The organism is Sphingobacterium sp. MYb382, from assembly GCF_037572665.1.
Classification (GTDB): domain Bacteria; phylum Bacteroidota; class Bacteroidia; order Sphingobacteriales; family Sphingobacteriaceae; genus Sphingobacterium.
This window is the reverse complement of record NZ_JBBGZT010000029.1, coordinates 32,237-56,363: the sequence shown is the minus strand read 5'-3', so window position 1 is coordinate 56,363 and position 24,127 is coordinate 32,237. Positions and strand designations below refer to the sequence as shown.

17 protein-coding genes, 3 tRNA genes and 1 riboswitch are annotated in these 24,127 nt (G+C 40.5%); of the genes, 7 read left to right on the top strand and 13 right to left on the bottom strand.

Annotation, left to right across the window (positions count from 1 at the left end; genetic code table 11):
• Positions 1-182: 182 nt before the first annotated feature.
• Positions 183-295: riboswitch (SAM riboswitch) on the bottom strand.
• Between the two features lie 150 nt (positions 296-445).
• Positions 446-898 carry an XRE family transcriptional regulator gene (locus WH223_RS18030; RefSeq protein WP_340049248.1) on the bottom strand — a complete coding sequence of 151 codons (453 nt, stop codon included), beginning with the start codon at positions 896-898 and terminating at the stop codon, positions 446-448.
• A gap of 800 nt (positions 899-1,698) precedes the next feature.
• Between WH223_RS18030 and WH223_RS18025 the strand changes: the two genes are divergently transcribed.
• Positions 1,699-2,334 (top strand): LysE family translocator, encoded by a 636-nt coding sequence (locus WH223_RS18025; protein ID WP_340049246.1) that lies wholly within the window; start codon positions 1,699-1,701, stop codon positions 2,332-2,334.
• Positions 2,335-2,442: 108 nt separating this feature from the next.
• Here the strand turns inward: WH223_RS18025 and WH223_RS18020 are convergent.
• From WH223_RS18020 to WH223_RS18005, 4 genes are all read right to left on the bottom strand, one after another.
• Positions 2,443-2,515: transfer RNA gene (locus tag WH223_RS18020), tRNA-Phe, on the bottom strand.
• Between the two features lie 218 nt (positions 2,516-2,733).
• On the bottom strand, positions 2,734-3,072 hold the full coding sequence (locus tag WH223_RS18015; protein WP_340049245.1) for a n-acetylglutamate synthase: 339 nt from the start codon (positions 3,070-3,072) through the stop codon (positions 2,734-2,736).
• A 210-nt stretch (positions 3,073-3,282) separates the two neighbouring features.
• Positions 3,283-3,355: transfer RNA gene (locus tag WH223_RS18010), tRNA-Phe, on the bottom strand.
• A 43-nt stretch (positions 3,356-3,398) separates the two neighbouring features.
• Positions 3,399-3,471: transfer RNA gene (locus WH223_RS18005), tRNA-Phe, on the bottom strand.
• 202 nt (positions 3,472-3,673) lie between these two features.
• Here WH223_RS18005 and mnmA point away from each other — a divergent pair.
• On the top strand, positions 3,674-4,765 hold the full coding sequence (gene mnmA / locus WH223_RS18000; RefSeq protein ID WP_340049244.1) for a tRNA 2-thiouridine(34) synthase MnmA: 1,092 nt from the start codon (positions 3,674-3,676) through the stop codon (positions 4,763-4,765).
• 70 nt (positions 4,766-4,835) lie between these two features.
• Here mnmA and gap read toward each other — a convergent pair whose 3' ends face one another.
• From gap to pfkA, 3 genes are read right to left on the bottom strand one after another with little or no spacing between them, the layout of a single operon-like run.
• On the bottom strand, positions 4,836-5,831 hold the full coding sequence (gap, locus tag WH223_RS17995) for a type I glyceraldehyde-3-phosphate dehydrogenase (protein ID WP_340049243.1): 996 nt from the start codon (positions 5,829-5,831) through the stop codon (positions 4,836-4,838).
• 4 nt (positions 5,832-5,835) lie between these two features.
• Entirely contained in the window at positions 5,836-6,684 is an 849-nt protein-coding gene (locus tag WH223_RS17990) for a hypothetical protein (protein ID WP_340049242.1), read from the bottom strand.
• 8 nt (positions 6,685-6,692) lie between these two features.
• Complete coding sequence (gene pfkA, locus WH223_RS17985; RefSeq protein WP_445265628.1) at positions 6,693-7,688, bottom strand: 6-phosphofructokinase; 996 nt, start codon at positions 7,686-7,688, stop codon at positions 6,693-6,695.
• Between the two features lie 137 nt (positions 7,689-7,825).
• On the opposite strand from pfkA, the gene WH223_RS17980 reads away from it, so the two are divergent.
• The 5 genes from WH223_RS17980 (at position 7,826) to WH223_RS17960 (ending at position 14,903) form a co-directional block, all read left to right on the top strand.
• Positions 7,826-8,488 (top strand): NUDIX hydrolase, encoded by a 663-nt coding sequence (locus WH223_RS17980; RefSeq protein ID WP_340049241.1) that lies wholly within the window; start codon positions 7,826-7,828, stop codon positions 8,486-8,488.
• Between the two features lie 131 nt (positions 8,489-8,619).
• Positions 8,620-9,234 (top strand): TetR/AcrR family transcriptional regulator, encoded by a 615-nt coding sequence (locus tag WH223_RS17975; protein WP_340049240.1) that lies wholly within the window; start codon positions 8,620-8,622, stop codon positions 9,232-9,234.
• Positions 9,235-9,246: 12 nt separating this feature from the next.
• On the top strand, positions 9,247-10,590 hold the full coding sequence (locus WH223_RS17970; protein WP_340049238.1) for a TolC family protein: 1,344 nt from the start codon (positions 9,247-9,249) through the stop codon (positions 10,588-10,590).
• Positions 10,591-10,656: 66 nt separating this feature from the next.
• On the top strand, positions 10,657-11,715 hold the full coding sequence (locus WH223_RS17965) for an efflux RND transporter periplasmic adaptor subunit (protein ID WP_340049237.1): 1,059 nt from the start codon (positions 10,657-10,659) through the stop codon (positions 11,713-11,715).
• Positions 11,716-11,729: 14 nt separating this feature from the next.
• Complete coding sequence (locus WH223_RS17960; RefSeq protein WP_340049236.1) at positions 11,730-14,903, top strand: efflux RND transporter permease subunit; 3,174 nt, start codon at positions 11,730-11,732, stop codon at positions 14,901-14,903.
• Between the two features lie 139 nt (positions 14,904-15,042).
• Here the strand turns inward: WH223_RS17960 and WH223_RS17955 are convergent, their stop codons facing one another.
• The 5 genes from WH223_RS17955 to WH223_RS17935 all read right to left on the bottom strand — a co-directional run bounded on the left by WH223_RS17955 (position 15,043) and on the right by WH223_RS17935 (position 24,064).
• Positions 15,043-16,410 (bottom strand): HAMP domain-containing sensor histidine kinase, encoded by a 1,368-nt coding sequence (locus WH223_RS17955; RefSeq protein ID WP_340049235.1) that lies wholly within the window; start codon positions 16,408-16,410, stop codon positions 15,043-15,045.
• Entirely contained in the window at positions 16,410-17,090 is a 681-nt protein-coding gene (locus WH223_RS17950; protein WP_340049234.1) for a response regulator transcription factor, read from the bottom strand. Before WH223_RS17950 ends, WH223_RS17955 begins: the two co-directional genes overlap by 1 nt.
• 146 nt (positions 17,091-17,236) lie before the next feature.
• Entirely contained in the window at positions 17,237-19,300 is a 2,064-nt protein-coding gene (locus WH223_RS17945; protein WP_340049233.1) for a family 16 glycosylhydrolase, read from the bottom strand.
• A 128-nt stretch (positions 19,301-19,428) separates the two neighbouring features.
• Positions 19,429-20,979, bottom strand: coding sequence for a RagB/SusD family nutrient uptake outer membrane protein (locus WH223_RS17940; RefSeq protein WP_340049231.1), 1,551 nt, complete (start codon positions 20,977-20,979; stop codon positions 19,429-19,431).
• 28 nt (positions 20,980-21,007) lie between these two features.
• On the bottom strand, positions 21,008-24,064 hold the full coding sequence (locus tag WH223_RS17935) for a SusC/RagA family TonB-linked outer membrane protein (protein WP_340049230.1): 3,057 nt from the start codon (positions 24,062-24,064) through the stop codon (positions 21,008-21,010).
• Positions 24,065-24,127: the final 63 nt, after the last annotated feature.

Sequence of the window (24,127 nt, the reverse complement as noted above, 5' to 3'; positions counted from 1 at the left end):
AGCTTGGTCGTTCAGCAAGATGATAAGGAAAAAAATTGAATAGGATGAGGTACAACAATTCCAAGATCATGAACGACTAGCGCATTCGCATGATAGAACAACACAGGTTATGTGATGTTTGACTCGGGTAGAATTTTGGATTGTTTGTTGTTATTTTTTTGATCTCTTTCATTATCTTATGTTATTTATATGCTCCCAAGCGATATTGCTTAGGACAGGAATTGGCACCTTTTCAATCCTATTGAAGGTTGCCAGTGGGTCATAGAGCCAGTCTCTCGCCACTTCTTTATAAATCAAGACCTAATGAAAGGCTTTGATTAGTGTACTACGAACGAAGTACAGCGCAAATATATGTTTTTTTGAAACATCCGCAAAAAAAAGTGATTTTTTTTATTTGTTTAGCATTTTTAGAAGCAACAAAAAGCATTGTTGCTTTGGTAGATTGTTACATGTGCTTTTTAGCAAGAAGCTGCTGCAAGAGTTTAATTTGTTCATCCTTTACTTTAGCCAATTCCGCCTGTAACCTTTTGTTTTCTTCTATTGCCTCCATCCATTTTTCTATGAGATCGGTATTGAAGGTACAATTTTCATTTCTTTGGTAGGCTATTGAGCCATTGTCAAAAGTATTTGCAATAATATTCACAGGCTGTTCTTCGTTAAAATTTTGGATGGCGGCTAAGGGGAATTTTAGCACGTTAGCAATTTGCTGTAAGACGGTAGTTTCAACGATTTCTTTCTGCTCTAATAAAAGAATCTTTTTCTCATTCCACTCATCACCTAAGTCATAAGCTAAAGATTCTTGCTTAATACCAAGCATTTCACGGAAGCGTTTTACATTGCGACCTTGGTGTGTTTTTGGATTTGGCGTTGCAGTATGCGGCATAAAGACAATTTTCACGTTGTATATGTTAAAATACGAATTTTTCGGCTGAAGTACTTTTTATAGCTAAACAATTCACTGTCTAAAATATTCAGATGTTAACAAAGTGAAGTATGAATAGCATGAAATGTGTACATTTTACTACATGCAGCGTTGCATACGCTATGCTCGGGCATCCTCGTTTCAAACGAGGACGATAGGTTGCGCAAATAAGATTTTCTAGCAAGATGCTTAGACTCGTCATCCTGAGCTTGTCGAAGGACAGCATGACAAATAGGAAAAGGAAGTTCAAAAGAAAGATGAGCTGCAAAACAGAACTAATTTGCTTTGCTAAGAAAAAGGCTTAGGCATCTGCTGCGTAAAATCGTAGGGTAGTAAATTCCGCAAGAACTAAACGTTGTCTGAGCGTAGCGAGTTTAGTTTCGTTCCGGAATTTACAAGCGTAGATAGCAGCCTATGCCAGCCTTGATTTTTGCAAACTTTTCATCAAGGAAAAGTTTGAGTCCTTGTCCTGGCTAAGGACAGGTACTCCATTAAGAAAAAGACTGCAATCAGCGTTGCAAACGCTGTGCTCGATCATCCTCGTTTCAAACGAGGACGATAGGCCATGGAGATAAAATTTTCTAGCAGGATGTTTAGATTCGTCATCCTGAGCCTATCGAAGGACAGCATAACAATTTAGATATGTAGATTCAAAAGATTGAATATTGCAGTTGCTCTTAAAGAATAAAATATCCTATATTCGCCACTGTGCTGCTATAGCATACGCACAAAGTCATTTTAAGTCAATTACAACATTCGAATAAAACAAAATTCTCATGGTACAATTACCCGATGTCTTCCTATTTATTGTCACGGTTTTTATTTTGATAATGAGTCCGGGACCAAATATGATTTACTTAATCTCAAGATCCTTGGTACAAGGCCGAAAAGCCGGCTTCTTATCCATCACGGGAGTAGCTTGTGGTTTTTTATTTCATATCGTTTTGGTTTCTCTAGGTCTTACGGCCGTATTGATGACCGTTCCGTATGCTTATCTGACATTGAAAATATTTGGAATCACCTATCTGCTGTATTTAGCGATACAGGCTTTTCGATCCAATAGTAAAGGCTTGTTTGATGTCGATCAAAACGTTTCTATAGACTCTCCACGAAAACTGTTTAGCGTTGGATTTTTGACCAATGCGCTAAACCCAAAAGTTGCCGTGTTTTATGTATCGCTGTTCCCGCAATTTGTAAAGCCAGAAATGGGGTCTGTGTTGATGCAGAATTTAGAACTAGGGTTTATCCAGATTATTATGACATTTACGGTGCATACGGTGATTGTGCTTTCCGTATCGAGAATAGCAGCTTTCTTCTCTAGCAATCCCGTTTGGTTAAAATATCAACGTTGGTTTATGGGCAGTGTTTTATGCTACATGGCCGTTAAAATGGCATTTACAAAAACAAAGTAGTGCCTTAAGCAAAGTATTGAAAAGCCCATCCTATAGAGATGGGTTTTTTATTGCAAAATACCCTGAAAACAAAAAATCCTTGAAAACTTGCGTCTTCAAGGATTTTCGTGGTGCCAGCTGGATTCGAACCAGCGACACAAGGATTTTCAGTCCTTTGCTCTACCAACTGAGCTATGGCACCTTTCACGTTTTTATTGGGAGTCTGTTACGTTCAGCTATAAGCCGTTTCCAGCTTATGCTGCAAATATACACTATTTATTGTGAATCGAAAGGATTTGTTTGTTTAAAACCTGACGTATCGTATAATAGACTCATTTGTAAATTGTTTTTTTTAGGTCTGAACTTTTTGCTGTTTTAAACTTTTCTTTTGATGCTGTTGATTCGCTACGAAGTACATTTTTACTGCTCTTCAATTATAGATTCTCCTTTAGATCTATCTGCACAAGTCCATTCCCAAACTTCATGCAATCGTATTTTTCCATTAGCAAGAATTTCAGGTGTAGATTTACAGATTCCCGTCATAAGCGCTCCATTTTTATTTACTTGATGGTATTGCATGTCTATATTTCCCTGATCGTCGATTAGACCGATTAAGTGACCTGTTTTAATTTGACCGCCCTGATAAGTTGCTGTTAGTATATTTTCAGTCTGCTGGTAATAAAAAAAAGTTTCGTCTGAAGTTTCTCCATTTTCGGAATTACTGATTGGCTTAAATATTTTTCCGTTGTAGTTTATCATAAAATGAAGTTTTGTAAAGAGGGTAGGTGTGAATATACTTAAAGATAAACAAAAAATTAGGCACTGCATTTTTCTCTTTAAAGACGTTTGTGTGTAGTTGTTTGAAATTCAGAGAGATTGATATCTGGGCGTTTTTGGTTTTCTTGGAGATTTTCAAAAATCGTCGTAAAACAAAAAATCCTTGAAAACTTACGTCTTCAAGGATTTCTGTGGTGCCAGCTGGATTCGAACCAGCGACACAAGGATTTTCAGTCCTTTGCTCTACCAACTGAGCTATGGCACCTTTCAAGTTTTTATTTTGATTCTGTTACTTTCAGATTTTGCGGTGGTGCCAGCTGGATTCGAACCAGCGACACAAGGATTTTCAGTCCTTTGCTCTACCAACTGAGCTATGGCACCTTTTGGAATTCTTTACCGTTTTAGCGGCGATGTTTTCCTTTATTGTGTTGCAAATGTAGGGGCTTTTTTTGAATTTAAAAACTTTTGTGCTAAAAAATATCAAGGTTTCTTTCAAGTGGTTGATTTTTATTGAGATAAAATTACATGAAATAAACATAGCTATTTCTCAAATTAGCCTATCTTTGCACATCACAAAAATAATATGAGTAAAAGAGGTAGAGTTTTGGTTGCAATGAGTGGTGGGGTGGATAGTTCCGTTGCCGCGGTGATGTTGCACGAACAAGGCTATGAGGTAATCGGCATAACCATGAAAACTTGGGATTATGCCTCGGCAGGTGGTTCTTCGAAAGAAACAGGCTGCTGTAGTTTAGATAGTATTAATGATGCACGCTCTTTGGCGGTAGGTTACGGTTTTCCACACTATATTCTGGATATACGCGATGAATTTGGTGACTATGTCATTGATAACTTCGTTGACGAGTATATTGCTGGACGTACACCAAATCCTTGCGTATTGTGTAATACACACATTAAGTGGTCTGCGTTGATGAAACGTGCAGATAAGCTGGACTGTGAGTTTATCGCAACGGGACACTATGCGAACATCCGTTTGCAAGATAGTGGTCGTTACGTAATTTCTAAGGGACGCGATGAGAATAAAGATCAATCTTACGTGTTGTGGGGTGTGTCGCAAGAGAACTTAGCACGTACACAATTTCCGTTAGGTAATTTCACGAAGAAAGAGATCCGTCAAATGGCTTTAGATATGGGACAACAAGAGTTGGCGCAGAAATCCGAGAGCTACGAGATTTGTTTCGTTCCGGAGAACGATTATAGAGCGTTCTTACGCCATAAACGTCCTACACTAGACCAAGAGATTGGTCATGGTAACTTTCTTTTATCAGACGGTACCGTTGTAGGTCAGCATATCGGCTATCCTTATTTCACTATTGGTCAACGTAAAGGCTTAGGTATTGCTTTGGGTAAGCCTATGTTTGTTATCGAGATTTTGCCAGAGAGCAATTCTGTGGTATTGGGTGAGGAGCATGAGCTTGAACGTGCACAGGCTTTCGTACGCGATATTAACTTGGTTAAATATGCTTCATTGGATCAACCACTGGAGGCTATTACGAAAATCCGTTATAAAGATGCCGGAGCGGAGTCTATTTTGACGCAAGATGGAACGACGATGCGTGTTGATTTTACGCATAACGTGAAAGGTATTGCGCCAGGACAGTCGGCTGTATTCTATGAAGGAAACGATTTACTTGGTGGTGGTTTCTTAATGCGATAAAACCTCCTATTAACGCTATAAAAAAGGGGCTTATCATATGATAAGCCCCTTTTTATTTGGGAATCGGTGATTATAATTTACCGATTTCTTGTGCTAAATCAATGATTTTGTTAGAGTAACCCCATTCGTTATCGTACCAAGATACAACTTTCACGAAGTTATCATTTAAAGAGATACCCGCTTTAGCGTCGAAGATAGAAGTACGAGCGTCACCTAAGAAGTCAGTTGAAACAACCTCGTCTTCAGTGTAGCCTAAAATACCTTTTAACTCGCCATCAGCAGCTTCTTTCATTGCTGTTTTGATGTCTTCGTAAGAAGCACCTTTTTCTAAGCGTACTGTTAAATCTACTACAGAAACGTCAGCTGTAGGAACACGCATAGACATACCTGTTAATTTACCTTTTAATTCAGGAAGAACTAAACCTACTGCTTTAGCAGCACCTGTAGAAGAAGGGATGATGTTTTGGTAAGCACCACGTCCACCTCTCCAGTCTTTCGACGAAGGGCTATCTACAGTTTTTTGTGTAGCTGTAACGGCGTGGATTGTAGTCATTAAGCCTTCAACGATACCGAATTTATCGTTTAACACTTTAGCGATTGGCGCTAAACAGTTTGTAGTACAAGAAGCGTTAGAAACGATATTGTACTCAGCTTTTAATTCTTTATGGTTTACACCCATTACGAAAGTAGGGGTATCATCTTTTGCAGGAGCAGACATAACTACTTTCTTAGCACCAGCTTCGATGTGTTTTTGTGCTAATTCTTGTGTTAAGAAGAAACCAGTAGATTCGATGATTACTTCAGCACCTACTTCATTCCATTTTAAGTTTGCAGGATCCTTCTCAGCAGTGATACGGATAGTTTTACCGTTAACGATTAAGTTACCGTCTTTAACTTCAACAGTACCGTCAAATCTACCGTGTGTTGAATCGTATTTTAACATGTATGCTAAGTAGTCTGGCTCAACTAAATCGTTGATACCTACAACCTCGATATCGCTGCGGTTGATAGCAGCTCTGAAAGCTAAACGACCGATACGGCCGAATCCGTTAATTCCAATTTTCATTTTATCAATTTTTGTTAATGTAATACTTTACTAAGTTCTGAACAGGCTCACTGATGATATCACCGATGATAAGCCCATATTCTCGACATATTTCCTTCAACCAATCGCCATAGTTGTTGGCTACCGATCCGGTGAAGTTAATTTGTGTGTCGGGATAATTTTCCGCAAGCGGAATTAAGTAGGTCTTAACGTATGTTTCTAGACCTTTCTTTATATGTTGCGCAATGTAGGTATCCTCTTTGTTTTCATATATGAATTCAGCGAAGCTGGTCAAAAAGAGGTTGGGGTTGGGGTTGTGATAAACCCTGTCCAATACCGTGCGTCTGTCGATATTATACTTATTCAATAGTTTCTCACGAATACCAATAGGCATAACCTCCGTAAGGAAGTCTTTCATTAGCTGTCTGCCTAGCCAGTTGGTAGATCCCTCATCGGCCAAGATATAGCCTAGACCATAATTGTTAGGGATGACTTTTTTGCCATTGTAGTAGGCCGCATTAGAGCCACTACCTATAATGCCAATCACGCCTTTTTCATCACCGAAGGTGGAAATAGCGGAAGCCAGTAGATCGTGGTTTGCTTTTACGCGTGCGTTTTTGAAAAACTGTCGGAATACACGTTCAATTTTTTCTTGGCGTTCGGGCGATGAAGCACCAGCACCAAAGAAGTAAATTTTTTTTATCCTTTCCGCGTTATTGATAAGGTGCGTGTTTTTGTTAAGTAGCTGCAATATATAGCGCTCGTCTTGGATATACGAATTTATACCAGACGTACGGAATCCGTGCAAGATTCTGTTTTTATCTGCTATTCGCCAATCGGCATAACGCGATCCACTAAAAACAACAACAATCATATTTGAAATTAAAACGTCATAATTTTTGCAATCTCTACCAGTTCTTCATTAAGCTTAAGTTCTTTCTTGCTCAATGCTTCTTCTAGTGGAGTTGTTACCATATCGCTGCCACGAACACCGATGGTTATGCGTGTATTTCCTTTTAGCAATTCGTTTACGGCTGTATAGCCCATACGGGTCGCTAATACACGGTCAGCACTGCTCGGTGCACCTCCACGTTGAAGATGTCCTAAGATACTAACTTTTGTGTCATAATAATCAAATTTTTCATTGACGCGTTTCGCCACATTAGACGCTCCGCCGTTTTTATCACCTTCCGCTACAACAACAATCATCGACGATTTATTGCGGTCTGCGCCAGACTCCAACATTTCGATTAATTCATCGATAGCGGTTTCTTTTTCAGGTAATAAAATTGCTTCAGCACCACCAGCTACACCAGCATTCAAGGCAATACAACCCGAGTCACGACCCATTACTTCAATAAAGAAAAGACGGTTGTGGGAAGCTGCTGTATCTCTGATCTTATCAATTGCATCAATAACTGTATTATTCGCCGTATCATAACCGATGGTTAAGTCCGTTCCATTAAGGTCATTGTCGATTGTGCCAGGAATACATACTACAGGGATATCATATTCTTTGGAGAATATTTCAGCACCTGTAAAAGTACCATCACCACCGATAGCCACAAGTGCATCAATTCCTGCCGCTTTTACATTGGCATAAGCTGTAGCACGACCTTCAGGGGTTCTAAACTCTAAACAACGAGCCGTTTTTAAAACGGTACCTCCTTTTTGAATAATAGAGCTCACCGAGCGACTATCCATATCAAACATGGAGTTTTCGATCATTCCTTGGTAACCATGGTAGATCCCAGTTACTTTTTTTCCATTGTACAACGCTGTTCTCACCGCTGCACGAATGGCGGCATTCATGCCAGGAGCATCACCTCCTGAGGTAAAAACACCTATTCTATTTATTTCTTTCACTAAATCTCTCATTTTAGGTTTTACGAATATAATGTGTATTTCTTACACTATTAAATTTTTTTTTGTTTTTTTGGCTATTAACGATATAATTAGGATATTTTTGTTGAAGGTTAATAGGCAGGTAATACAAACTTAAAAATACGATTATTTTGCAAACATATTTTACCATAGATTGTGTTGTTTATAGTTTTTATGAAGGAAATTTGCAGGTCTTATTGACCGAACGCAACGAATATCCGTATAAAGACTGGTGGGCACTTCCCGGATTCTTTGTTGACAAACATGAAGAAATGGAAGATGCTGTGAAACGGATATCCTATGAACTTACTGGATTGAAAGACATTTTTATGGAGCAGTTGGGGGCTTTTGCTGGCGTTAAGCGCCATCCGCAAGGGCGTATTCTTACTGTTGCTTACTCCACTATTGTGAAATATGATGATGTTAAATCTCGAGTACGCCCAGTTACAGACTATATGCGACAAGCACAATGGTTTTCTGTGAAGGAGCTGCCAGAGTTGGCCTTTGACCATAATGAGATCATCGAGAAAAGTTTGCAGAAGCTAAAAACTTCAATCAACTATTCTACCGTGGTCTATGAATTTCTTCCCGAGAAATTCACGTTGACCCAACTGCAACAAGTTTATGAGGCAATTTTAAACAAACCTTTGGACAAGCGTAATTTTAGAAAGAAGATCGCTAATGCTGGCTTTTTGAAAGAGTTATCTGAAGTTCAGAAGGGTGTTTCCTATAGAGCTGCTCGGCTTTATAAGTTTGATAAACGCAAATTTGAGAAGACTTTTGCCGTAGAATAAACGGTATCTACAAGCTTTTTACTAAAAATTACAATAAAATTACATTTATTGACTATTTCCTGATGGTCAAGCCATTTACTTTTTTTACTTTTGAACGTTTTCAGAAAAAAGTCAGAAAGTTTAAAGTAAAAATGGATAGCAAAAAAGAACAAATAATTCAAGCTGCATTGAAGCGTTTCTCTTATTATGGTTTTCACAAAACCACAATGAATGAGATTGCTGTAGACTTGAATATTACGAAGGCTAACCTGTATTATTATTACCTAGATAAAAATGCATTGATTAAAGATGTGTTGGAATTTATCACGAGTGCCGTTGTTGAAGAAGAGATGGTGATTGTGGCGAAGTATCAAGGAAACGTACGGGAAATAGCGCATCAGCTTCTTGAATTGAGAGCTAGGTATATGCGTGAGTACTATATTTTGCATATTAATGAGAATTTAGAGTGGATTAAGGGGCAGGGGATTGCCTGTTTGCTGCAAGAGATTCATTTGCGGGATATTGAGGTTATTAGGATACTTTTTAACCTGGCTATCGAGTCGGGCGAATTGTATTTGTATGATGTAGAACAATCTGCAGTTTCATTTGTAGAAATTGTACGCGGATTGAGTCTGTTGCGCAGTGTGGATGATATTCTTTCCGGTATGCCTAATTCTGATAAGGTTGACGATATTTTACGTAGCCAAAAAGCTGCGGTCGACTTTATCCTTAGTAATAAACTTAACAACATAAATAAAGCAGGATAATTTTTCTAAAGGATGAAATTAAAGTATCTAACTGTTCTGGCTGTTGGCCTATTGCTCCAAGTGAGTAGGAGCTGGGCACAAGAGTTGCTAACTCTTCAACAAGCTATTGAATTTGCACTGCATTCGAAAGCAGATGCGAAAAAGTCTAAACTCGATGTCGTAAATGCGCAAAACAAAATCGATGAGGTTCGGTCGGCAGCATTACCACAGATTACGTTGACTGCCGGGCTTACGTATAACCCTATTATTCAAAAGGTAGCTTTACCAGGTGAGATGCTTGGTAGGCCAGGAGAGACAATCCTTGCTGCCTTTGGACAAAAGTGGCAATCGACACCTACTGTAGCCTTAAATCAGCAGATTTTTAACCAGTCGGTTTTTACCGGACTTAAGGCCGCAAGCACGACGCGTGAGTTTTACATTATCAATAATGAGCTGACTGAAGAGCAACTGATTGAAAAGGTTGCTGTTTCTTACTACGATGTATATACGTCGCAGTTGAATTTGGCAACGGTGCAAACGAATGTTGATAACGCTAACAAGAACAAAAAAATTATCGAAGGCTTGTATCAAGCTGGTTTAGGTAAGAAGATTGATCTTGATCGTATCGTTGTTAATATCAATAATTTGATGGCACAAAAGCAGCAGTTGGTAAACGCTTTACAGTTAAAGGAAAATGCTTTGAAATTTGCTATTGGTATGGATATCACTGCACCAATCGTATTGCCTAAAGAAACTTTTGAAGTTGATGCTGCTATCTTGATGGATTTTGCGGATGTGAATTCACGTACGGAAGTAAAATTGATGGATAAGCAAATTGAATTGTTGGAGTTGAACAAAAAGGCGGAAATAGCAGCTTATTATCCAACGGTTTCTTTAACTGCAAACTATGGATATACCGGATTTGGAAATAAAGTTCCATTTTTTCATGGTCGTCCAGATGCTAGTTGGTCTAATTTCAGTACGCTAGGAGTTAATGTATCTTTTCCAATTTTTAATGGATTTAAGACACGGTCGAAAGTTAGACAGGCGGATGTGGACCTTAAGAAAGCAGAGATTGATTTGTATGACACCAAATTGTCGTTGAGTATGATGAACGAGAATGCGAAGGCACAGGTTAAAAATAGCTTGCTGACGGTAAATTCTAATCGTGAAAACGTGCACTTAGCAAACGACGTGTTGAGCAACACTTCTAATAACTACAGAAATGGTTTAGCGACCTTGACCGAATTGTTAGAAGCGGAACAAGCTTATGCTGATGCGCAAAATAACTTGAATACTTCATTGTTGAACTATAAAGTTGCAGAAGTACAGCTTGTTAAAGCTAAAGGTCAGTTGAAAACCCTAGTCAATAAATAATTAATAATACTAAACCAATCTGAGTATAAGAGTCATCTCACTCAAAAAAATATAAATTATAAAACGATGAAACGTATAATAATAACCGTAATAATTGTTGGAGCTGCTTTAGCAGGTATTATGTTTCTTTTAAATAAGAATAAGGCGAAAAATGAAGAACAAACTGCTGTTGTAGCGGTGCAGAATGCTGCTGTTGCTGTTCGTGCTGAAGATGCCAATATGAAAGAAGTGAATGCACAATACATTACGAATGGTGTTTTCGCACCTAAGCAAGAGGTTAATTTGTCTTCAGAGGTATCTGGTAAAGTTATTCGCGTGTTGGTAGAAGAAGGTTCTTTCGTTAAGACAGGACAAACTTTAGCCGTTATTAATGGTGATAAGCAAAATGTGAGTGTTTCCAATGCACAAGCTGTTTATGATAATGCGAAAAATGAAGTTGCACGTTTTGAAAGTGCTTTCTCAACAGGTGGGGTCACTAAGCAACAATTGGATCAAGCGAAGCTTCAGTTGGACCAAGCGAATAATAACTTGAAATCAGCGCGTATTAGTGCTTCTGACGTAAATATTACAGCTTCATTCTCGGGTATCATTAACAAAAAGAATATCGAGCCTGGTTCCTATATCGCTCCAGGAAATGTAATGTTTGAAATTGTTAACGTGTCTACGTTGAAGTTAAAGATTAAAGTTGACGAGAAAAATATTGGACAGGTTAAGTTGGGTCAGTCTATTAAAGTTGGTTCTGATGTATTGCCTGATAAATCTTTTTATGGTGTTGTTACTTTTATCGCGCCTAAAGCGGATGAAAGCTTAAACTTCCCTGTGGAGTTGGAAATTAAAAACTCCGCGGCCAACGACTTGAAAGCGGGTATGTATGGTACTGCCTATTTCGGTGGTGAGCAATTATCTACGTTATTAGTTGTTCCTCGTAATGCGTTTGTAGGTAGTGTAAGCTCCAACCAAATATTTGTGATTGAAGGCGGAAAAGCTGTATTAAAAAATGTTGTTGCCGGAAGAAGTTTTGGTGATGAGGTAGAAGTAGTTTCTGGCTTAGAGCAAGGTGCTAAAGTAATCACATCAGGTCAAATCAACTTGTTGAACGGAACTCCAGTAGAAATTATTAAGTAAGCGAAATCTATTCCATGAAAATATCAGAAATTTCAATAAAGAGGCCTAGTTTAATTATAGTACTCTTTATTTTACTAACGCTAGGAGGGGTCTTCTCCTACCAGAATATGGGGTACGAGCTGATACCTAAGTTTGAGGTTAACGTGATTACAGTGCAAACTGTATACCCTGGTGCTGCACCTTCCGAGGTGGAAACGTCCATAACGAAAGTTATTGAGGATGCGGTTTCCTCTTTAGAAAACGTGAAGAAAATTGAATCCAAGTCCATGGAGTCCGTATCCGTTGTCGCTATTCAGCTGAATACCGGAGCCGACGTGAACTTCTTGCTGACGGATGCGCAACGTAAAATCAATGCGGTTATCAATGAGCTGCCTGATGATGCGAAGACTCCAGCATTATCTAAATTCTCGCTAGATGACGTACCGATTATCAACCTTTCGGTGACATCAAACTTATCGGAGAAAGAATTGTACGATCTATTAGATCAGAAAATTCAGCCTGTTTTTGCACGTATCAACGGAGTTGCAAAAGTAGATATGATTGGTGGTGAAGAACGCGAAATTCAGGTCAGTGTGAATCCAAGTAAATTGGAAGGCTATGGCTTGTCTATCATACAGGTTCAACAGCTTATTGCTGCTTCCAATCTAGATTTTCCTACGGGTAATGTGAAAACGCGTGATAACCAAACGACTTTACGTCTATCGGGAAAATTTACGTCTATCGAGGAGCTACGTAACCTGCCTATAACGACGCCTAAAGGTGTTGCTATCCGCTTGAGCGATATTGCTGATGTGCAAGATGGTATCAAAGATGTGGAGAAAATATCCCGTCTTGATCGTAAGAATACCATCTTAATGCAGGTATATAAGCAATCGGATGCGAATGCGGTAGCAGTTTCTTCTTTGGTACATAAAACTATTGGCGTTGTTGCTAATGATTATAAAGCACAAGGTATTGATATTCAAATTGCAAACGATACCACAAACTATACGTTGACAGCAGCGAGCAATGTAATGCACGATTTAATGATTGCGATTGCCTTGGTAGCGTTTATCATGTTGTTTTTCTTGCATAGTTTGCGTGATGCCTTCATCGCTGTTGTGGCGATACCATTATCTTTAGTAGGTTCCTTTATTTTCCTTTACTTATTGGGTTATACATTAAACTTAATGTCTTTACTTGGTTTATCTCTTGTAGTAGGTATTTTGGTGGATGATGCGATTGTGGTAATCGAGAATATTCACCGCCACATGGAGATGGGTAAAAATAAAGTGCGTGCTGCTTTTGATGGAGCAAAAGAGATTGGGTTTACCGTTTCTGCGATTACCTTGGTTATCGTGGTTGTATTTTTCCCTATTGCCTTGTCATCAGGTTTAGTATCGGATATCTTACGTCAGTTCTGTGTGACGGTTATGGTTTCGACGATGCTATCCTTATTGGTTTCCTTTACGGTGGTACCTTGGTTGTACTCGCGTATGGGTAAGCTAGCACATATCAATAAAAATAGTTTCTTTGGTGGTATCCTTCATGGTTTTGAAGCTGGGTTGTCGAAATTGACGCATGGTATTTCTGCTATGTTGGAATGGGCATTGAAAACTCGTCTTAATAAAGTTTTAACCTTATTGGTTTCTATTATCTTATTGGTAGCTTCATTTATGCTTATTGGTAAAGGGTATATCGGTACCGATTTCTTCCCAGGTAATGATAAAGGTGAGTTCTACTTGCAGATTGAGTTAAATAAAGATGCTTCTTTGGAGCAAACGAACTTTATGACACAGAAGGCGGAGAACTATTTATCTCAAAAGCCGGAAATTGAAAGTATGATTACTACGGTAGGGCAGGCTTCGGATGGTATGGTAAATACTTCGGGAACGAAATACAAGTCTGAGATTCACATCATGCTCAAGAAAGGGCATAATCAAGAAGAGCCTACAAAGGTATATTCAGCGAAGTTAAGACGTGAGATGGAGAATGTTCTAGTGGGTGCTAAAGTGAAAACGGTGAACATGGGTTTAATGGGAGCGGAACAAGCGCCATTGACATTGACAGTTATCGGGTCATCGCAAGCCGACGCTTTAGAGGCGGCACGTAGCTTTGCGGATGCATTACGCCATATTCCTGGTGCCTCCGAAGTTAAATTAACGTCTGAGGATGGTAACCCAGAGATCAACGTTAAGGTAGACCGTGATAAGATGAACTCTTTGGGCTTGAATGTATCTAATGTAGGTATGACCATGCAAACGGCTTTCTCTGGTAATACGGATACTAAATTCCGTGCTGGAGATACCGAGTATGATATTAATATCCGCTATGACGAGTTTGGTCGTGGTAATATTGATGACGTTAAGAACTTGAAGTTTATCAACGATAAAGGTAACGTAATGAAGCTAGAGCAATTTGCTGATGTTTCTTACAGTTCTGGTCCTTCATTATTGGAGCGTCGTGATAAATCACCTTCTGTTTCTGTACAGGCACAAGTAGTTGGTAAGCCAGCAGGTACGGTGGCTGCAGAATGGCAGACGGAGTTTGAGAAAATTAAATTGAAGCCTGGTGTTTCGTTTAAATGGGGTGGTAATATGGAAAACCAACAAGAGGGATTTGGTACTTTGGGGGTAGCTTTGCTGGCTTCGATTATCTTGGTTTACCTTGTTATGGTTGCCTTGTATGATAACTTTGCGACTCCTTTTGTCGTTTTGTTCTCGATTCCACTATCGTTTATTGGTGCGTTATTAGCATTGGCATTGACAAACCAAACCTTAAATATCTTTACGATTTTAGGTATTATCATGTTGATTGGTTTGGTGGCCAAGAATGCGATCATGCTTGTCGACTTTACAAACCATAAGAAAGAGGCTGGATTCTCTACGTATGAGGCGCTATTAGCGGCCAACCATGCGCGTTTCCGTCCAATCTTGATGACAACGATTGCCATGGTAATTGGTATGGTACCTATTGCTACGGCAACGGGTGATGGTGCCGATATGAACCGTGGTTTAGCAATCGTTATTATCGGAGGCCTTCTTTCGTCTCTATTCTTAACGCTAGTTGTCGTTCCTGTTGTCTACTCGATTTTCGATAGCATCGGCCGTCGCCTAAGTGGTAACAAAGAGAAACCTAATTACGCAGAGCTAATTAGTGCAGACTTCGTTAAAAATGAAGATTATGTAGATGAAATGGCTGCAAAATAGGAATAAAGTTTCCCATAAATAATAAAATATAATTGAAGTGAGCCGCATTGTATGAAAGTACAATGCGGCTTTTTCTGCAATCAGAATATTTGATTTACCCATTTAAAGTAGACTTTAAATGATAAAAATTTGTTGATTCTTACAAATGTGGAATCGCTAGTGTAAAGGTTGTTCCTAAGTCTACGGTCGACTGAATACGAATCGCTCCGTGGTGGAGCTGAATAATTTTGTGGGTAAGCGGTAGCCCGATTCCATTGCCATCGGCTCTAGTTTTATTCTCTCCACGATAAAAAGGAAGAAAGATATGCTCGAGGTCTTTACTCGGGATGCCTATACCATTGTCGGTAAAGTCTAATACAATGTTGTTGTCTTGAAAGCTCACATTTACGGTACACTGTTTATCGTCGGAGAACTTACATCCGTTTTCGAAAAGGTTGACGAAGGCGACCTTTAGCAGGTACTCGTTACCATTAACAGATATCTGGCTTTCATCATCGATTTCACTATTGAAATGGATGTTAACACGGTAGTTTTTATTGGCCTGCTGCACCATTTGTCGTGCATCGAGTAAGGTTTCATCAACCCGAATTGGACGGAAGGCAATTTCGGAAGGATCATAGCTCGCTTTAGCAAAATCTAAAAGACTGTTGGATAGCTTAACAAGCTTATGTGCATCGCTCAGCGTATTTTCAATAACGGCTTTATACTCTGCTGTAGATCGCTCCTTGATGGTGGAGAGTTCTAGCTCAGCAATGATGGCTGAAAGGGGAGTACGCAGCTCATGAGATATATTGGAGACAAAGCTCTTCTGGGCATCGAAAGAACTTTCCAGACGCTCTAGCATTTGGTTGAAGGTGTTTGCTAGCACGGAGAGTTCATCTTTATTGTTATTTGTTTCGAGTCGAAGGTCTAGGTTTGTCGCCGAGATAATTTGTGCTTTTTCCGTCATGCTATTGATTGGGCTAAACACACGTTTCGAGAATAATCGTCCAGCAATAAAAAGCAGTATAATGGAAAGGATAAAAATTAGGCTACTGTTTTTAAGAAGTAGGTCTAGCTTGGTGTATCCATATTGATCCAAAGCAGCAGCCGTAACGATATATTGCTTGCCAGCATAGGAATACATAAGACCAACAACTTGCCAAGGACCTTGATAGAAATGTACCTGCCCTTTGCTGCGTATATCCTTCAGCATGTTTGGGGTTTCTTTGACAAAGTCTATATCTACGGCATCATGGTAGAGGAGGTTAAAGTCGGTGCTGTAGATCGCTACTTCCACCTCGTTTAGTATTTTACGGTTGTTCCGATATATTTCTTGTAGCGTATGTTTATCAACCTGTGCATCCAAGAAGAGGTTCACTTTGGTATAAGCCTCTTTTGTCAGTAGGGTATAGAATTCCTTTTCTCGACTCTCTTTGGCAGAGAAGTAGATGAGCGCTGCGAAAATGAATAATATAGTCGCAGTGATGCAAGTAAAGAGTAGGGTGATTCTAGTTCTGATTTGCATTATTCAGCTTTTAAAATGAAACCCATACCCGATTTTGTATGAATCAACTTATTGTCAAAGTCTTTATCAATTTTCTTACGGAGGTAGTTGATATACACATCGATAAAGTTGGTTCCTGTATCAAAATGAGTGTCCCATACTTTCTCTGCAATTTCAGCGCGTGAGAGTACACGTTCGGGGTTTTGTAGCATATATTCAAGGAGCTTAAACTCCTTTGGCGTCAGGCTAATATCCTTGTTGCTACGTTTTACCAATTTGCTATGCAGGTTCATTTCTAGGTCGCTATAGCGTATGATGAAGCCTGTATGTTGACTGGATTTATTATTCCTTTTTAATAGGGCACGAATGCGGACGAGCAGTTCCCGCATCTCAAAGGGTTTAACGAGATAATCATCCGCGCCAGCGTCGAAGCCTTCGATTTTATCGTCGGTTGTCCCTAGAGCTGTTAGCATAATGATGGGAAGGTCGGGTTTCGTTTGTCGAATCTCCTTACAGAGGTCTAGGCCATCCATTTTAGGCAGGATAACATCCGTAATGACGAGATCATAATCATGCTGTAGCGCTAGCTTCTTGCCCGATAGGCCATCATAGGCCAGGCTGCTGCTAAAACCGTGCTCGGTTAAACCTCTTTGTATAAGCTCGGCAACACGAAGATCGTCTTCAATAATAAGGATGTTCATATTCAAAGTTAGGAATTTCTTTGCATAACAGGAGCTGTAGTCTAGCTTAATACGCGTTCCTGCTATGCGCTATGACCTTTTAGGCCAATAAAAAAGCCTTCCGAATATTCTTCGGAAGGCTTGTGGGTTAATTCTATGCTTTTTGATTAAGGGATATAGTCGTAAACACGAACATAATCAACCTCCATCACAGCAGGGAATGCGCTGTCATCAACACCTTTGTGTCCACCCCAGAAACCGCCAATAGCTAAGTTTAAAATCCAGTGGAACTTTTGGTCAAAAGGCCAAGCTTCATGGCCTGTTTTCTCATTGTCGAAATGGAAAAGTTCAATATCATCAACGAAGCCTTTCATGTATTCAGGCGTCCAGTCGATACGGTAGGTATGAAACTCGTCCGATGCTTTACTTATCTTTTTTGTTGCTGTCTTTTGCGTACCAATAGAGTGGTGATATGCTTTGGTGTGAACCGAAATATGAACAACATCAGGGTCATACCCCACATGCTCCATGATATCGATCTCGCCAGAGCTTGGCCAACCGCCGTATTTCCAGTCTGTAGGAAGCATCCATACGGCAGGCCATGTGCCTACGCCATGTGGTGCCTTTGCACGGGCTTCAAAACGACCATATAGGAAATCGCCCTTACCCTTACTTACCAGACGTGCTGAAGTGTAGTTTAAGCCATCTTTTTGCTCTTTGATAGCGGTTATTTTAAGGACACCATTATCTACATATGCATTTTTAGCATTTGCATCCGTATAGTATTGTAGCTCATTGTTTCCCCATCCGTTGTTTTGTGAGCCTACATCATAAGACCACTTTTTTGGGTCAGGAAGACCTTTGTAGTCGAATTCATCAGACCACGATGGCTGGCTTGCAAAGCGTTGTTTATCGGCAATAGGTGCTGCGGTAGCGGCATTTAAAGGGTTGCCCACAAAGAATGGAATATTAGCTGTCGCTACTTTATTGTATGGGTCAGAGACGTAAACAAACAGGCGGTAGGCACCAGGTGTTGTTGGTGCTGTGATTGTTGCTTTATTTTCGGCTAGCGGGTGTACCAAATCGCCGATAACATCAGGTCTATTTTCGCGGTCGCCACCTTCTTTAAGGTCGGTGCTTTCGTGAAGCAGTTCCCAGCGCGCTGTTAGTTTATCATTGTTTGGGTCCGTCACGAATGCTTCTGCCGTATATTCTTGTCCTGGTGTTAATACCACATGGTCTGTTGCTTTTTTGCCTGCCAACAATGCTGATTCAATATGTGGCGCACGATTTTTAGGGTATTTGCCTGTCCATAAGTATTGCATGACATCGACTACTTCACTTTCTTCACCCTTCTCGGTGAAAAGACCATACCAAGTAGGTGTTCTTTCTTGTTTTTGTCCCCAAAGGAAAACATAAGAACCTAGGCAGTTTTTGTCCTTGGCAATGGAAGCTTCATAGCGGCTTTTGTAAACAGCTGCTTTTTCGCTACTTGTTTCCTCGATGGAAGCTTTCCACGGTGTTTGTGGGCCTTCCCAGTGGCCTGTAGGACCCCATTCTGTTACAATATATGCTTTTTCCCATCCCGCTTCGCGAATTTGTTGCGGTACGGACGCTAATCCACCATATACTTGTACGGCGATTAAATCTAAAGAAGGACATTTAGCTTTTATAAGATCAATCTCTTTCTTGTTAATGCCCGCGAGCATAGTTGTCACCAAGTGATTTGGATCTACCGAATGAATCATATCGGCAATTTCATTTACAGCATCCCATACTTTAGGGTTACTGTAGTGTAGATTTAGTTCATTTCCAATACCCCAAGCGAGTAGGGCAGGGTGGTCTTTGAATTCAATAACTTCTTTGCGTAAACGCTCCAATTGCTCGGCTACAGCTTTAGGGTCGTTGTAGTCGAATCCGTGTCTTTCAACACCTACACGGAGGCCTAAAGTCACGGTAAGCCCTAGTTTATGCGCTTCGTCCAGTGTTTTTCCGGCGCCAGCCGTACTCCAGGTACGTATGGAGTTACCACCATAGTTTTTTAGTCTGTCGATGTAGTTTGTGCCACCAGCACCTTTAATAAAGTAAGGTTTACCATTACGTAGGAGTTGAAAACCAGTTTTGGTCTCCACGATGGTGGCTTTGACGGGCTTTTGCTTTTGAGCTAAAGCTGTCGTGTGGACGGAGAATATACTCAGGACAATCCACAGCAGTACAGGTTTAATTTTCATATTTAAATTGTTAGGTTGATTATCAAAGGGCTTGGTATGCTAACTGACTAATCTATAAATAGGCTGAATGTCGATGTGTATCGAGAGCATTCAGCCTATAGTTTTATTCCTGAAAGATAGGGAATTATCTATTTAAAATTTGGATTTGTGTCAATTTGTGTTTGTGGGATAGGAATAGATTCACTTTGTCCCGGTACAAATTTGCTACCAAACACCTGTTGTGCTCTTCCTGTGCGAACTAAGTCATTGAAACGCTCACCCCACCACTCACAAGCAAACTCAGCACGACGCTCGTCTAGGATTTGTGTCAGATTTACGCCTGTTATTGTCGGCATTTTTGCACGCCCACGAACTAAGTTGAACGGAGTATCTCCATTTTGGCCTTTACGTACTTTTGCTTCAGCATTTAATAATAAAACATCAGGGTAACGTAAAATACGAACATTGTTGTTTGCTCCATATTCTAATCTGCCAGCTGTCATTTGCGATGTTGGCAAGTAAGATTTTCCATTGAAATACTTGATTCCGTGCACGTTTCCATATACTTTATCGCCACTAGGCGTCTCTTTGTAGGTGTCAGGCTTGCCATCTATTCCACAGTGGAGGATTGTTGTATTTAGACGTGTAAGATCACCACGCTCGGTTAAGAAGTTGACGATATCTTGCGAAGGTGGAATCCATCCAGCACCATTAATGGCGCTTCCTTTTTGTTCGCCAGCAGGTCCTTGCCATTTAAAGAAGGTTCCCCAATCCACACCAGGACGAACGATATCGCCTGTAGGCAGACCGAAATCCGAATATTGAAGCTCGAAAAGAGATTCATTAGACAGTTTTCCTGGAATTTTAAATAATTGGTAGAAATCACTGTGTAGAGAGAACTTGTTGCTGTTGATGATTTCATCTGTCGATGCTAATACGTCATCCCAGTAGGCACTACCATTGTCATTTCCAGCTAGGTCGGCAGCAACTTTTGCTTTAAGCAATAAAGCGGAGTATTTCGTGATAGCTCCTTTATGAGTCGTTGCTTCATTCGGGCGAATTGCTGGTAAGTCTTGAATACAAGCATTCATCTCATCAAGGATGAATTTTCTAACCTCTTGTGCGCTACTTTTATGAATGGTAGTTAGGCGAGCGATATCGGAACTATCAAAAAGAATAGGCACATCACCAAAAATACGGGAAGCCATCAGGTGGGCATAGGCACGTAGAAAACGAACCTCCGCTTTATACTGTCTGTTGAGGGCTTGGTCTTTAGCATTGTCTGCTGGGATTTGCGCAGCAAACAGATCGAGCTCCATCAGGGCATTATTTGCTGTAATAGCCAAACTGTAGTAGCTAATCCACGACTGGTTGAGACCCCAGTAAGACTGAACCGTCACGTCACGTTGAAAGCTTTTGATGGCCATCAACTCCGGGTTGTCGGTTGGGCTTGGTGCCCCTTGTTGGAAATCGTCATCACGCATACAACGGATAGAAAGGTCAATCCAATGGACGAGGTTATCATCCGAAGCGGAACGGTATACGCCAGAAACCGGCTGATACATTAACGCTGTATTTTTATAGTTTATTTCTTCAGAACGCTGTTGGTTCTCCAAAGGTTTATCTAAGAATTTATCACAACTTGTAAGCGATGCTAACCCTATGCAGCCACTTAACAGGAGTAATTTATAGTTTTTCATGATCGTCATTTTTAAGGTTTACAAAAAATTAGAAAGTTACTTTAAAGCCTAAGCTGTACGTTGAAGCCGTAGGGTAGACGTTAGCGTCATAGCCCATGCCTGTAATTTCTGGTGTAAAACCGCTGTATTTAGTGAAAATTAAAGGTCTGTCTGCTGTTGCAAATACGCGAACAGGAATGTTCTCTTTCAAGTTGAAGCTATAGCCCACTTGGATATTTTGAACACGTAGATAAGCACCATTTTCTACAAAGAAAGAACTCGATTGTAAATTCCATGCAGCAGCGCTACCTTCAGCCGATGGTGACTTATTTGTCGATCCTTCGCCTGTCCATAAACCATTGATAAAGGCTGCATCAGCATTCATTTGAGGATATTTACGACGCATCGCACGGTTTAAGTTGTGGATTTTGTTTCCAGAAACACCTTGTAATACTACGCTCATATCGAACTTTTTGTAGCTTAACCCTAGGTTTAGGCCGAATGTTAATTTCGGCAAGTAGCTACCTAAGTTTACGCGGTCAGACTCGTCTAATTCACCGTTTCCATTCTGATCTTTATACTTCAGATAACCTGGTTTAATCGGGTTATTAGGATTTTGCTCATTATAACGGCTTGCAATTGGATCTGCGTTGATCTCTGCTTGGTTTTGGTAAACACCGGCTACTTCATAACCGTAGTAGTAGTTAATCGGTTGACCAACTTCGATACGCGCAGGGAACTCTGCCGACCAATCTGGGAAACCATTCATAATATTGGCAAGGCCACCAAGATTGGTAACTTTATTTTTTAATGTTGTTAAGTTGGCGCCTACATTGTAGCCTACTTGACCTACTTTATCTTTCCAATCTAAGCTAAATTCCCAGCCACTATTGTCTACCGTACCCCAGTTTCCATAGACACGCTGCCACATAAATGGAATTGGTCTGCTGAAAGCAAGGTCTTTTGTTTTACGGTGGTAGTAGTCAACTGTACCCGTTAAACGATTGTCTAGCATGGTGAAATCTAAACCACCATCCCATTCTTCGACAACTTCCCAACTTACATTGGTGAAGAAACGGTTAACACGATATCCCGGAACACGGCTACCGATAGCATCGGCTGTACTTCCAAATATTGCAGAGTTGCCATTGCCTGAGTTAACAATTGCATATCCAGCATTTGGTTGGATACCATCGTTACCCAAGAGACCCCAGCTACCACGTATTTTAAGGTTGCTAAATAGGCTTTGGTTCTCCATGAATTTCTCCTTACTGATTACCCAGCCTAAACCTACAGAAGGGAAGTATCCCCATTTCGTTTGGTATTTAGAGCTACCATCGGCACGGAATGTTGCTGTTAAAAGGTATTTATTTTGGTAAGCATAGGTACCTCTGGTGAAGAAAGAAACTCCCGAATTGCGGAATCCATTCTCGCCATAACCTGTTGCTGAACCTATCCCTTGGGCGCCTTGGCCTACATACCAAAATTCTTTAGCTGCAGGCACATCATTAGCAGATACCCAAGTTTCGCGCCAACGCTCTTCACGTGTAGATTGACCTAAGAGTACTGTCCATTGGTGATCGCCAGCATTGTCTTTATACGTTAAGAGGTTGTCCAGAATATAGTTGTTATTTCTTGACTGAGTCGAACGTAAGTAAGAACGGTCGTTACGCTGGTTGGTATCGATATAATATATCGGGTTGTATTGTGTGCGGTGTGATGAATGGTGACGTTGGCTAAGCTGCGAACGGAATGTTAATTTTTTATTCCAGAAATCAGCCTCTACATACGCATTTGGCAACACTTGGAATCCTTTGCCTTGGTTATTGTTGAAATGGGCTGTAGCCAACGGATTGTTGAACCAAAAGCCTGAATTAATACCTAGTGATGATGAACTACCGAATGGGATAGGATCCGTGCCTGGCAAAGTAGGGTCATAGCTAGGGTATAATGGTGATGCAAAATAAGCTTGACGGAAGGCTACGTTATCTGGTGAGAACGAGTTGAAGTTGTTCATGTGAACAGAAAAACCAACTTTCACCCATGGCGCTAAGCGTGCTTCTGTTTGCATACGCATATTATATCTACGGTGGTAGTTCTCCGCATCCATGATACCATCTTGGTGTTGGAAGTTACCACCAAAAGTATAGGTAATCTTATCACTTCCACCTTGAATATCCACGTTGTGGTTGGTGATTAACGCTTTAGAACGTAGCAACTCATCGTACCAGTTGGTGTTTTGTGTCGGTTTGCCATTTTCACCACCAAATTTAGCAATGGAGTTGTCGACGATAAATTTATCGCCTTTGGCGATAGCATAATCTGCATATTGCTGCCCATTGGCCATCTTAAGGACATTACTTGCTGTTTGGAAACCTGCATAGCCATTGTAGCTAACGCGTGTTTTCATGTTTAGCGTACCTTTCTTGGTGGTAACAATAATAACACCGTTGGCTGCTCTTACCCCATAGATTGCCGCCCCCGAGGCATCTTTAAGAACAGAGATATCGGCAATATCGTTCGAGTTTAGGAAGTCGATGTTGTCCATAAACATACCATCAACAACATAAAGAGGACCTTCGTTATTGAAGGAGCCTACACCACGGATACGTACCGTTGGGCTTGAACCGGGAGCGCCCGAGCTCACGATTTGAACACCAGAAACGGCACCCTGTAGGGCGTCCATTGGGTTGGTAACGGTACGCTTGTTTGCCTCTTCCATATTGACCGTAGTCACTGGCGCTGTCAAGTCGTTTTTACGTTGCGTACCGTAACCGACAACAACTACTTCGTCCAGTTGGAAGTCTGCATCTTTCTGTAATTGTAGGTTCATTAAAGAGCCATTAATCGCAACGGTCAACTTTTTGTAGCCGATCGACGAAAGCTGTAGGGAGTCTGCCGTGGCAGGAACAGCAAGCGTGAAGGCACCTTGTGCATCCGTTGTTGTTCCGATTCCAGGTTGTCCCTTTACCGTAATGGAGGTCGCGAGGGGTGCTCGTTGGTCAGATAATACCCTTCCCGTAATGGTTTTGTTTTGTGCTTGTGCGCTATTGACAGCCACCAATAATGGTGTCGCTACCGCAAATAGGAGTAATTTGTTTTTCATGCACGATTGAATTAACATGTAGGAATTAAAGATTTATAAATATAGTTGACCTCAAAAATAAAG